Raw genomic sequence first — 11,576 nt, forward strand, 5'->3', positions numbered from 1 at the left:
CGCGACTGAATTCCCCCCAAACTCGCAGGTGAGCCCGCTCCGTTCTTTGACGATCCGGCTTTTGTTTTGAGGAGGGTATGCTTGTCTCGGCGCTGATGGCTATGAACGCTTGGTCGCGGCTAGAGATCGAATTTTACAAGACCGCGTTCTGAGATTTCCGCTTCATAGGGGCATCAACGTAACGAGGTGCACCATGAATTCGGTCGACAAATTCGACATTTTGATCTTTGGCGGTGGCAAAGCTGGCAAGACGCTGGCCATGGACCAAGCAAAGGCGGGCAAGAAGGTAGCGGTCGTTGAGGCGGGTCTCATCGGTGGCTCGTGCATCAACATAGCTTGCATTCCCAGCAAGACACTTATCCGTAGCGCCGAAGTCGCGCATTCCATGAAGGGGATTTCCGAGTTCGGGATCACCGCCGACAACGTCCGCAGCAGTCTCGATCTTGTTCGCGATCGCACCGCGCGTGTCGTGGCAGAGATGGTTGCCACTAACCAAGCCGGTTTCGACGCAAGCGGGTTCGACCTCGTATTGGGCTGGGGTAAGTTCATCGCCCCGAAAACAATTCAGGTTGAGACCGCGTCTGGAACGAGAACTGTTTCGGGCGACCAAGTTTTCATCAATTTGGGAACGACAGCAGACGTACCAGACCTTCCGGGTCTCGCGGACGCAACTCCGATCACCCACGTTGAAGCTCTGCAGCTCGGCGACCTTCCAACGAAGTTGATCGTAATCGGCGGTGGCTACATTGGAATGGAGCTGGGCCAGGCCTTCCGTCGCCTGGGCTCAGAAGTCACGATACTCGAGCGGGGACCTCGGCTTGCTCCGCGGGAAGACACAGACGTCAGCGAAGGAATTCTGAAGATCCTCAAAAGCGAGGGGATAGAGGTGGCGCTCAGCGCCTACGACCTCTCCGTTAGCGGGCGCTCAGGCGAGAGTGTCACTGTCCGTAGCGCGGATGGTCGAGTATTCGAGGGATCGCACATCCTCGTGGCCTCGGGCCGCCGTCCCCGAACAGCGGGGATCGGGCTCGAACTGGCAGGTGTCGAGGTCGACGATCGAGGTTTCATCAAGGTTGACGACCATCTTCGGACGACAGCCGACGGCGTCTGGGCGATGGGTGAAGTCGCCGGAACTCCTATGTTCACCCACGCGTCCCTTGATGACTACCGTGTGGTCAAGAGCACGATGGCGGGCGGCAACCGAACCACAAAGGGTCGAATGATCCCGTACTGCGTCTTTATCGATCCGGAATTTGCTCGGATCGGGATGAACGAAGCGGAAGCGCTCAAGGAAGGCATTGAGTACCGCGTCGCGAAGCTTCCGATGGATGTCGTGCCGCGAGCAAGGACCCTCTCACAACGCAAGGGGTTCATGAAAGCGCTCGTTGCGGTCGATTCCGACAAGATCCTTGGTTTCAGCATGCTCGGCGTGAACGCAGGCGAAGTAATGAGCGTCGTTCAAATGGCGATGCTTGGTGGTCTGCCCTTCACAACGCTTCGCGACGGGATATTCGCCCATCCAACCATCACCGAGGGTCTGAATATGCTGTTTGCGAACGTATCAGCATCAGCTGTCGTTCGCAAAGCCGCGTGACATCGATTTAACAGGACAGATCAATGACCTTGGAAAACGCTACAAACACCGAGACGAAGTACGCAGACTCGGACGGGCGACGCATTGCCTATCGTTTGATCGGGCAGGGAACGCCACTCGTTCTTGCGGTCCGTTTCAGGGGGACACTTGATGCCTGGGATCCCCTGTTTCTCGACGAGTTGGCCAAGGACTTCACTGTTATCACCTTCGACTATACCGGCTTGGGTGCATCCACCGGAGAACCAACCTACGACCGAGCCTCCCTGGCGAAGGACGCCAGGGACCTGATCGATTTCCTTGGATACAAGAAGGTTGTGATGGGTGGCTGGTCGCTCGGAGGTGTCGTAGCTCAAGTCTTCAGCCTGACGTATCCGGAGCTGGTCTCCCATCTGGTTTTGATTGGAACTGCCCCTCCAGGCCATTCCAAGATCAGCGGAGACCCACTCTTCATGAAGACCGCCATGAAGCCTGTAAACGACCTTGCCGACGAAGCAATTTTGTTTTTCGAGCCTGAATCTCCTCGGAGCAAAGAGGCTGCGCGACTGTCTCACGAACGTATGGCTGCTCGAAAAAATGACCGCTCGCCAATAATTCAGGAGGCAACGTTCATGAAGCTTCTGAGTGAAGCAAAGGACCGTACCACCATTTTCCCGGACCCGAACGGGCAGCAGATGGAGGATATGGCCGCTGGACGCCATCCGATCCTCGTCATCAGTGGCGACCACGACATCGCTTGTCCGGTCGACAATTGGTTCGAGGTATCGACCTTCTGGCAGTCGCTTCACATCGTAACGGTACCGCAGGCCGGTCATGCACCCCAACATCAGGTGCCTGAATACGCTGCAGAGGTGATCGCGTCCTTCGTCAAGCGAATCCGCTAGTCGACGCTTGCTGTTTAATCACCTTTCTAACCACCCATGGAGACTTAAAATGCCGTTCCGAGCTGTCCGTTTAGCTCACCCTGGCTTTGCCATTGCTATGCCGTTGCCAGAGGTGCCAAGCACCTCGCGATGCATCAGCCTTCAGATCAAGCCAAGCCTAGACGCCGTTGCCACCGCTTGTGTGCGCGTTACCGCATCGAGCTTTTCCATGGCGGCCCTGAGATAGCCATCGATTGTGTGATTGGACAGCGCAAGTATTTGCCCGATTTCGCGGCTCGTTTTACCCGCGCTGGCCCATCGGAGGCATTCTCTCTCGCGAGGTGTCAAAACGTCAGTTGGCCGCGGACGCGAACTATATGAGTCTACCGCTCCCAGAAGTGCCATCATAAGCATGGCCATCTCTTCGTGGCGTTCGACCTTTCGCCGCCCAGACATTAGACATACGTAACGTCGCTGTTCTGAATCTGAGAGTGCAACCGCAAACGTGAACGAGAATCCCTCGTTGATGAAAATCCCATCTTGAGGTCTGTGACCCGGGTGAGGGGCTCGGGCCAGAAGTAGTGGCATCGTCGGCACTGGAAGGACGGTCCGCTCAAGCCTCCTGATAAGCGGACTTTCAGTCAATAGGTTGCGAAATTTGTAGGCGTTCAGCAGATCGGTGGGCCAGTTGGTCGCCAGAACGTTGTCGGCAAACAGTGGGCGCCCTGGCGCCGGGAAGGTTCCGAACAGAAAGTAACGAAAGTTATGGCCCTTCAACATCGAGCGGAAACGCGATTGCAAGGAGTTAACCCGGGCAATCTCGCTGACGATACGAGCTGGATCAGAGCTCTTGGTCTTTCTTTGTTCCGAATGAGCAGGCATCTGACTAGCCGTCGACGACCTCAGTCTCAGGTCTGTCGGTGCCAAGGGAATATTCGCGATGCCATTCGCCGTCGGTCGTTTCAAAAGCAATTTCGGTGTCGCGGCCTGCTATCTGCTGTCGCTGCGCGGCAATCCTTGCAGCCGTCAAGGCATCGTCATGTGTATTGAAGGGCTCTGTCCAAACGTCATCAAGACGGTACGCAAAACCACCGTCATGGGGGCCAATGTGATAGGTGATATGCATTCGAAATTCTCTCTAAGTCGCTGGAATTAATCGCCGATTAATTAAGAAGGTTCCGGTAGCGGGCGGGAACGAACCTGGGTGTGGTGCGCAACCTGCCTTTCCGAGGATTGCATAGAGCGCGATTGAGAACACTGCTGATTTGATGACCAGCAGTGGCAACCCTGTCGAATAGCTATGCTGTTGATCGTGTCGCATATGCTAATCCTGATCGAGTGTGATCCGATAATGCGCCGCGGATGCTTATACGATCTTGTAAGTTTCGGCTGTGACAGATGGCTGGAGACTATGCGAATTTACGTGCTTCGGAGACGTCCAAGGACAAAGCTTCACCCTCGAAAAAGGAAAGTATCTCCGCTAGCCTCTCGCGCTCTGCCTGACCATGAGGTTCCGCCGCGTGTTTTGCGAGACTGGTCGCAGATCTAAGTGCCCAAAACTTTGCGCCTTGTTCCGTTGCAAGATCGTATCCACGACGTATTAAGTCCCGGCCATCTTGAGCATTTTCACGAAGAAGTCGCTCTCCCTTCAATCGGTACAATTCCGCACGGCACCACCCTGCGTTCTTTGAAAGCGCACGATCCAATGTGTCGTCATCGGCGAGGTGACCGCCTGCCATAAGGCAATTTTCGAACCGAGCACCCTTCGCATTCCTAAGGCTTTGATTGAACTCGTCCGAGTTGCCCGACTGGACGGCTTTAGCGACATGATGGAACGTCGTGGCCCATTCTTGCCACCGAAGGAGGGAGTTCTTCGTTGCTTTTTCGGCTAGATGGCTGAGAAGCCGAACTCCAAGATCATGGTCTCCCATGCCAAACGCAGTTGGACATGCGGAAACTGAAAGGAAGAGGCAGTACGAGATGGCGTGATCTAATGCGCTAGCTTCGTCAAATGTCGAGGCAAGCAAGGTCCTCGCCTCTGAAAGCTTTCCCTGAACCCACAGAGTCTTGACGACCGTCGATAAAGCACTGATGCGCTGATCATAACTCGCTCCGTTGTTGAGAGTCCCGCGGACACCTCCCCTTGCGAGTTCGAGTGCAGTTTGCGCGTGTTTCAACCCGGCGTCAAAGTTTCCGATGTAATGGAAGTTGTGAGCAAGGAGGCGGCTCGCTGCATTCGGCAGTACGTTCCCAAAGAGGTCGTTGAAACGGTGGGCCAGTGATATCGCCTCGACGTAGTCACCATTCATAGTGTGGATTGCCGTCATTCCTCCGACCGCGCGGAGTGTGTTCATATGGTCACGCAAATTCTCGGCAATGGATTTGGCTTTGGAAAACTCTTCGATTGCTTCCTGGTCACGTTCCGAACTCTTGATGTGGTATAGGGTGCCGCCATGAGAGACCCGTAGGTTCATCTCGGTAAGTGCGTCGACCCCGTCTAGCTGATCGAAGTAGGCGAGGGCGCGTTCGAGGTGCGTGAGCTGCTCAGCCATCAGGCCAAGCTGGGTCCAAATGATGTTGGAACTGGCCACAAGATCAATTCCGGCCCGCGTCTCGCCGCCCTTGGAAAATGCCCACTCTAGTGCATTTCGGAGTTCGTGAACCAAGCCTCCGTGTTCGTTGAGCCAACTACCCGTATCGAGAACGGTCCAATCGCGCTCAGCTTCAGCAAGCCGAGCGCGGCAAAGCTTGGCGTGAGCCAATTTGCAGAATTGATCAAAACCGGAGTTGGCGAGTTTGGTCGCCGCATATTCCCTTGTGGTGACCAAGAGCCGATAGTTGCCGCCTGCGGCGGAGACGTTGAGCAAAGACTTTAGAAACAACCCGTCAAAGGCATCGTAGAATTCTTCGTCGGAGACATCCTCCGCAGCAACCCACCTTGCGTGGTCCGCAGTGAATGTACCAGCAAAAACAGAAAGCCGATCTAACAGGTCCTTTTGGGTGGGCTCCAGCGTGTTGTAGCTCCAGTCCAAAGCGGCTCTTAGCGTTTGTTGACGGGGCGGTGCGGTACGACGACCTCGCCGTAACAGAGCCAGCGGGTCCGCGACCGAGCGATGAAGACTTTCGAGATCCATATCGAACGCTCGCGCAGCTGCGAGTTCGATAGCCAAGGGTATTCCATCGAGCCTGCGGACGATATCGGCCGCCAAAGTCATTGCTTCGGGGCGTGCAAAGTCACTTTCATCGGCCACGAGGCCTGCGAGAGAAATGAAAAGTTCTAATCCAGCATATTCTGATGGGTTTACGGCCGATGAACCCTCAGGGGGAACCTCCAAAGGTGGAAGTTGCCGCACGCGCTCAAGAGACGCCCGCAATGGCTCCCGGCTTGTCGCCAAAATAGTGGTCAATGGCGAAGCCTTTAAAATTTCCTCGGCGGCGCGAGCGGCTTCGTCAACAACATGCTCGCAGTTATCAAACACCAAGAGGGTGGCGCTCTTTTGCAACTCGCCGACAATCGCTGGGAGAACATTCGATCCGTACACACTTAGTCCCAGCTGGCTTGCCAGCGATGGCAGCAATGTCTCGCCAGTGGAATGGGCAGCGAGATCAAGGAACAGCACACGATACTGCTCGCTTAGCAATCTGGCCACCGCTATCGCGACCGATGTTTTGCCTATGCCGCCTGCACCAGCAATCGTTAGGAGCCTCGTTGTCTTAAAAAACTCAGCGGTCGTTCGTATAAAATCTTGCCTACCAAGGAGCTTGGTAGCCGTTCTCGGCAATGTCGACTTATCGATCGGATTCGATGGACGGTTCGTCGCCGCCTGATGACCTACTCTGACTGCCGGTAGAAACTGGTATCCTCGACTAGGCACATTTTCGATAAATTTCCGAGCTTCATCCCCGAGTGACTTCCGAAGCGAGACGAGATGGACTCTCAGCGCTCCTTCTTCCACGATTGTGGTTGGCCAAACCGTCCGAATAAGCTCTTCTTTACTGACGACCTGTCCGGCCCGCGTGGCAAGTGCGGCGAGAATATCGAAGGCTCGACTCCCAAGGCGGAGTGCTTTTCCATCCGCAGACAGCCGCCGATTTTCGATATCTAGCTCGAAGCTATCGAAATATAAGACTGACATGCCGCCCCCAAGATTCAGCTTGGCTTTTTTCAGTTTCAGGTTCTGCACCGCCGCGTCTGCCCTTACAGGTCTTGGGCCGGTCTTTCAAGAAGTTCTAATTCACAGGTTTGAAGCGAGTTTTGCCTCTTCAGCTTGGTAGAATACTGACTCATTTCTCGCCAGCTCACCAGAGGTCGATGCGGTGGAAACATAAACGGCCCGTTACAACTATGCGCCTCTAAATCGATGCCTGAAAATCGACTTGGAGCCATACCACGAGCGATTAGCGCGGTACGCACGCGAAACGGATGACCAAAAAAACGCCGGGCCGTCGGTAGGGTCTCGGAAGTGCCAGCCGAAATCAGGCGTTTTCGGAGGTTGTGTAGAGCGTTAGAAGGCCAACAGATAACAGGACTGCGGGCGATGAACGCGAAGCCCACTCGGCTGTGATAGGTGGGTAGAAATGCTCCATCCCCAGCCTCCTACTTGCGGTGCCATAATACCGGCCCAACCCGCCCGGAATCCCCGTGTTTATTCAATTTTTGCGCAGTCTCATCGAGCAGCTTCACGAAACTGCCGGGGTCGATACCATCGGCCCGGTTCAGCAGCGCGATTAATGGATCTGACCTCATCTCAGTAATTGTAAGTGTTTCGGGCATCGTGGCCTCCTTTTTTGACGCCTTGGAGGCTAACCAAGTGGGTGGAGAATTCTTGTCAAAATCGAGTGCGGCGCATGTCTTCGCTCGCTCCTGCCGGATCGTCCAATAATTGGAGAGACCAACCCTTTAGGACCATGAAACACCACCTTCGAGGTGGTGGCGGATCGGTTCGCGCAATTGTGTGACAAGAGAAGGTACCAGCATGCGTGTCCTAGTTCTGTTTGCGCATCCCGCACAACGGAAATCGAGTATTAATCTCGCAATGGCCGACGTGGCCCGTAGAGTCGACGGTTTGACGTTCGTTGATCTCTATGAGGAATATCCTCGTTTTCAGATCAATATTGATCGCGAGCAGAAACGCTTACTGGACCATGATGTCATTGTCTTCCAATTCCCGATCTACTGGTATTCGACGCCCTCGCTTCTGAAAGAGTGGCAGGATCTCGTGTTGGAATACGGGTTCGCCTATGGTCCACAGGGGAAGCTGCTGGCTGACAAATTCGCGCTCATTAGCGTCACCACAGGCGGTCGCGAGATCGACTACTCCGTCAGTGGGGGCAATAATTACCCACTGCGCCAGTTCCTGCTGCCTCTGCAGCAAACCGCGACGCTCTGCGGAATGAAGTTCCTGCCTCCATTTGTTCTTCACGCCGCCAATCACATCGGCACGCTGGAGGCGCAGCGACATATTGCATCATACGGCGCTCTCTTAAGCGCGATAACAGCCAACCAGCTTGATCTTGATGAGGCGCTGGCCCGCGACTCGATATTCCCGGCTGATTTGCACATCACGGCGGAGCATTAGGCTATGGAGGGTTTAACGTTCTATGCCCTGGCATATCTCGCTGCAGCCGTCTTCGCCGTCATCATCTCGCGGAGGCTTGGGCTCGGTTCAGTTGTGGGCTACATCGCCGCGGGAGTGATTGTCGGCCCAATCCTTCACGTCTCTGGGGCAGGATCTGATTACCTCGAACAATTCTCCGAATTCGGCATCGTGATGATGCTTTTTCTGATTGGGCTGGAAATCGATCCGCAGATGGTTTGGCGTCTCAGAGGCAAGCTCATCGGATTGGGCGGCCTGCAAGTCGTTGTGACGCTCTTGGCGGTCGGCGTCATCGGAACGTTGCTGGGTTTCACATGGCAGCAAAGCTTATTGTTCGGCTTTGTGGTGTCACTATCTTCTACGGCAATTGTTCTGCAGACCCTTGAAGAGAAAGGGCTCCTGGAGTCCGACGGGGGAAGGGCGAGTTTTGCAGTCCTGCTTTTTCAGGATTTGGCAGTCATTCCTATGCTGGCCTGCATTCCTTTGCTTTCTTCGGTCGCCGGTGTCGCTTCCAGTGCTCATGGAGAAACTTTTTTCGCGACGCTTCCGGGTTGGGCATCTGCACTCCTAACTCTCGGGGCAGTTGTCTTCGTTGTAGCAGCTGGACACTACCTTTCGCGGCCCGTCTTTCGCGTAATAGCACAACTAGGCCTTCGGGAAGTTTTCACGGCCGCCGCCCTGTTAGTGGTCGTTGCCATAGCGGCCCTGATGTCCGCCGTGGGTCTTTCCCCGGCTTTAGGTGCCTTCCTCGCAGGCGTCGTGTTGGCAAACAGCGAGTTTAAGCACGAACTTCAAAACGATATCGAGCCCTTCAAAGGGCTTCTGCTCGGCCTTTTCTTTATGACGATCGGTGCAAAGATCGACCTTTCGATACTGTTGCAGCATTGGGCGATCGTCGTCGTTGCGACGTTGGCGATGATGTTGATCAAGGTTGGCGTTCTCCTACCATTGGCATGGCTATTCCGACTTCGGGCGACGGCAGCCTGGCTATTTGCTCTCGGCCTCGCCCAAGCGGGAGAATTCGGCTTTGTCTTGCTCTCATTGGGACGAGAACGAAATATCTTCTCGGAGGAGATGGTCTCGATTTCGATACTTGTTATCACGTTGGGGATGGTCCTGACGCCCGGTCTATTCATCCTATTTGACCGCATCGTGACCTTGCTGGACAGTCGCGGTGCGACCCGGGCCGACGACGAGCCCGAGGAGGGCACCGTCATCGTCGCTGGGCTTGGGCGCTTCGGCCAAATTGTAAATCGGATGCTGTTGGCGAACGGACACAAGCCGGTCGTGCTCGATTTCCGCGCAGAAGTGGTTGATGATCTGCGAAAGTTCGGAATCCGGTCATATTTTGGAGACGCGGGGCGGCCAGACCTCCTTGACTCGGCGGGCCTCGCGAAAGCGGACGTCATCGTTGTTGCAATTGACGATCCAGATCGCGCGGTTGAGATCGTGTCCTACGCCCGACGAACCAACCCCAATATCAAGATTGTCGCCAGGGCTTACGATCGGCTGCACTACTATCGCCTTTCCGATGCTGGCGCGGATCACATCGTTCGGGAGCTTTTCGGTAGTTCTTTAGAGGCCGCGGTCCTGACATTGCGGTCGTTGGGAATGCACCCCTACGAGGTCGAAAAGAGAAGAAACGTGTTTATCGAGCAAGACCTCGCTGGATTGAAGCGGATGGCGCCCCTTTTTGATGGCGTCACGCCCGTATCTGACAATCCTGACTTCATCGCCGGGTTTAATGACATCGGCAAAGTCATCGAAAATGCGATGCTCGGCAACCGCACGGCGTACAACGACTTGGTTCGACGGGGTTGGACTCCACCCGTACTCGACGATAGTCACGCTCTGAAAGCTGAGCAATCGCGGCAGTAAATTGCCACAGGAGCGGTTGGAATGAAGCGTTTTCAGAAACTGATAATTGCCGCTGCGGCTCTGGGTTGCTTGGGTGCGGCGGGTGCCGGTTTCTTTTTCTTCTGGCCACATTCCCTGCCAGATGTTTCGGCGAGTGCACTTCAGCCGACCGGCGCAGCACTAATTGCACGAGGCGAACATTTGACCCTCGCGGCGGATTGTGCTGCGTGTCACACGACGAAAGGCGGGAAACCGTTTGCCGGGGGCTTGCCCTTCAAGCTGCCGTTCGGGACTATCTACTCATCGAATATAACGACAGATCCAGAGCATGGTATCGGTGCCTGGACTGATGCCGAGTTCGTCCGTGCGGTGCGGACCGGGGTGGGGGCGCACGGCGAGAACTTATATCCCGCGTTTCCGTATGCGTCCTACGCCCTGATGACGACTGACGACATCCTGGCGGTCCGGGCGTATCTCCGCACACTGGCACCTGTGAGCGAGGACCCGCCATCAAACTCGCTTGCCTTTCCCTTTAATCAACGCTGGCTTATGCGCGGTTGGAACCTCCTCTTTCTCCCGTCTCGTCCTCTCGAGAATGACCCATCTAAGGATGAGCAATGGAATAGGGGAGCATATCTTGTAGAGGCGCTCGAGCACTGCGGCGAGTGCCATACGCCTAGAGGTCTGATGTTCCAGCGCAAACAGAGCGAAGCGTTGTCGGGCAGCGAAGTGGATGGCTGGAAAGCCTGGAACATCACGTCCGATCCGGACAGCGGCATCGGCCTATGGACGAACGATGAAATCGTTTCCTTCTTATCCAAGGGGCATGCCAACGGGCACGGGCCCGCGGGCGGTGCGATGCGTGAGGCGGTCGACCTGAGCTTGAGCAAGCTCCCAACGTCGGACATCGAGGCTATTGTCGCCTATCTCCGGACGGTTCCTCCAATCGAGAGCGACGAGAAGGTTCGAGTGAAGCGTAAAAGCTCGATCCAGAACGCCTCGTCCCGAAATTCGGACGAGACCCTTGGCTCGCGGATCTTTGCTGGCGCGTGCGCGAGCTGTCACGGGCTCGGCGGTGACGGATTGGTGAACAGCCGGGCCAATATTATTGGCGCCCACGCGTTGGCTGATGTCGACGGCAGCAATTTTATCCGAGTTGTCCTCCAAGGATCTTCAGACAGTATGGTAGCGCCGGGTCGGACGATGCCAGCGTTTGCGGCGATCTACAATGACGCGGAGATCGCAGCGTTGGCCAACTTCGTCATTGGCCACCTTGGTGAGAAGAAGGGCGCCGTTACCGCAGAAGATGTTGCGAAGGCACGGGAGTGAACTACTAGGTCGGCGGCCGACTCTTACTAGTCTGTAGATATGTCGAAATGCAAAACGTCTTCGCGTTGTCCGAGTTTGGTATAGAGTGCTATGGCAGGGCCATCGCCATAGTCAGCTTGCACAAAAATGACCTTCGCGCCTCTGGATGCCGCGATAGGTTTCAGGGCGAAAATCAGTTTTGTCGCGACTCCAGCGCGTCGATTCTTTTCGAGCACAGCGAGATCGTAAATGTAAAACTCACTGCGCTCCTGCTCAAACTTCATGAGTTCATAAGCAGCCAGTGACCTGCCTCTGAATCTTCATCCAACGGCGATTAGAGCCTCGGCGGTTTTCGATACG

Annotated in this window: 9 protein-coding genes and 1 pseudogene; 5 read left to right on the plus strand and 5 right to left on the minus strand. The window is 55.4% G+C overall.

What is annotated here, in order from left to right; translation table 11 throughout:
- Positions 1-193: 193 nt before the first annotated feature.
- Positions 194-1,594 carry a dihydrolipoyl dehydrogenase family protein gene (locus G9X64_RS32040; protein WP_130794345.1) on the plus strand — a complete coding sequence of 467 codons (1,401 nt, stop codon included), beginning with the start codon at positions 194-196 and terminating at the stop codon, positions 1,592-1,594.
- A gap of 23 nt (positions 1,595-1,617) precedes the next feature.
- On the plus strand, positions 1,618-2,475 hold the full coding sequence (locus tag G9X64_RS32045) for an alpha/beta fold hydrolase (RefSeq protein WP_171378190.1): 858 nt from the start codon (positions 1,618-1,620) through the stop codon (positions 2,473-2,475).
- Positions 2,476-2,616: 141 nt separating this feature from the next.
- On the opposite strand, the gene G9X64_RS32050 is transcribed toward G9X64_RS32045, so the two are convergent.
- From G9X64_RS32050 to G9X64_RS32065, 4 genes are all read right to left on the minus strand, one after another.
- On the minus strand, positions 2,617-3,336 hold the full coding sequence (locus G9X64_RS32050; protein ID WP_130794341.1) for a helix-turn-helix transcriptional regulator: 720 nt from the start codon (positions 3,334-3,336) through the stop codon (positions 2,617-2,619).
- 4 nt (positions 3,337-3,340) lie between these two features.
- Complete coding sequence (locus G9X64_RS32055) at positions 3,341-3,580, minus strand: DUF2188 domain-containing protein (protein ID WP_171378191.1); 240 nt, start codon at positions 3,578-3,580, stop codon at positions 3,341-3,343.
- Between the two features lie 283 nt (positions 3,581-3,863).
- On the minus strand, positions 3,864-6,638 hold the full coding sequence (locus tag G9X64_RS32060) for an ATP-binding protein (protein ID WP_245506004.1): 2,775 nt from the start codon (positions 6,636-6,638) through the stop codon (positions 3,864-3,866).
- Between the two features lie 413 nt (positions 6,639-7,051).
- Positions 7,052-7,228, minus strand: a complete 177-nt coding sequence (locus tag G9X64_RS32065) for a hypothetical protein (RefSeq protein ID WP_165448348.1) — start codon at positions 7,226-7,228, stop codon at positions 7,052-7,054.
- A 202-nt stretch (positions 7,229-7,430) separates the two neighbouring features.
- Here G9X64_RS32065 and G9X64_RS32070 point away from each other — a divergent pair, with 202 nt between their 5' ends.
- Genes G9X64_RS32070 through G9X64_RS32080 form a run of 3 tightly spaced genes read left to right on the plus strand, consistent with a single transcriptional unit; the run spans position 7,431 to position 11,237 of the window.
- The gene (locus G9X64_RS32070) at positions 7,431-8,033 is read left to right on the plus strand and encodes an NAD(P)H-dependent oxidoreductase (protein ID WP_130794339.1); all 603 of its coding nucleotides are present in this window, start codon (positions 7,431-7,433) and stop codon (positions 8,031-8,033) included.
- A 3-nt stretch (positions 8,034-8,036) separates the two neighbouring features.
- On the plus strand, positions 8,037-9,929 hold the full coding sequence (locus tag G9X64_RS32075; protein WP_171378192.1) for a monovalent cation:proton antiporter-2 (CPA2) family protein: 1,893 nt from the start codon (positions 8,037-8,039) through the stop codon (positions 9,927-9,929).
- 21 nt (positions 9,930-9,950) lie between these two features.
- Complete coding sequence (locus G9X64_RS32080; RefSeq protein ID WP_168317860.1) at positions 9,951-11,237, plus strand: c-type cytochrome; 1,287 nt, start codon at positions 9,951-9,953, stop codon at positions 11,235-11,237.
- 26 nt (positions 11,238-11,263) lie between these two features.
- Here G9X64_RS32080 and G9X64_RS32085 read toward each other — a convergent pair.
- Positions 11,264-11,521: pseudogene (locus G9X64_RS32085) on the minus strand (GNAT family N-acetyltransferase); the annotation flags it as partial.
- Between the last annotated feature and the right edge of the window lie 55 nt (positions 11,522-11,576).

The sequence above is a fragment of the Rhizobium sophorae genome, from assembly GCF_013087515.1.
GTDB lineage: Bacteria > Pseudomonadota > Alphaproteobacteria > Rhizobiales > Rhizobiaceae > Rhizobium > Rhizobium sophorae.

What these genes read in the sequence shown, in the direction of transcription:
- G9X64_RS32040 (WP_130794345.1), top strand. Translation starts at nt 194, where the DNA reads ATGAATTCGGTCGACAAATTCGACATTTTGATCTTTGGCGGTGGCAAA.
- G9X64_RS32045 (WP_171378190.1), top strand. Translation starts at nt 1,618, where the DNA reads ATGACCTTGGAAAACGCTACAAACACCGAGACGAAGTACGCAGACTCG.
- G9X64_RS32050 (WP_130794341.1), bottom strand. Translation starts at nt 3,336, where the DNA reads ATGCCTGCTCATTCGGAACAAAGAAAGACCAAGAGCTCTGATCCAGCT.
- G9X64_RS32055 (WP_171378191.1), bottom strand. Translation starts at nt 3,580, where the DNA reads ATGCATATCACCTATCACATTGGCCCCCATGACGGTGGTTTTGCGTAC.
- G9X64_RS32065 (WP_165448348.1), bottom strand. Translation starts at nt 7,228, where the DNA reads ATGCCCGAAACACTTACAATTACTGAGATGAGGTCAGATCCATTAATC.
- G9X64_RS32070 (WP_130794339.1), top strand. Translation starts at nt 7,431, where the DNA reads ATGCGTGTCCTAGTTCTGTTTGCGCATCCCGCACAACGGAAATCGAGT.
- G9X64_RS32075 (WP_171378192.1), top strand. Translation starts at nt 8,037, where the DNA reads ATGGAGGGTTTAACGTTCTATGCCCTGGCATATCTCGCTGCAGCCGTC.
- G9X64_RS32080 (WP_168317860.1), top strand. Translation starts at nt 9,951, where the DNA reads ATGAAGCGTTTTCAGAAACTGATAATTGCCGCTGCGGCTCTGGGTTGC.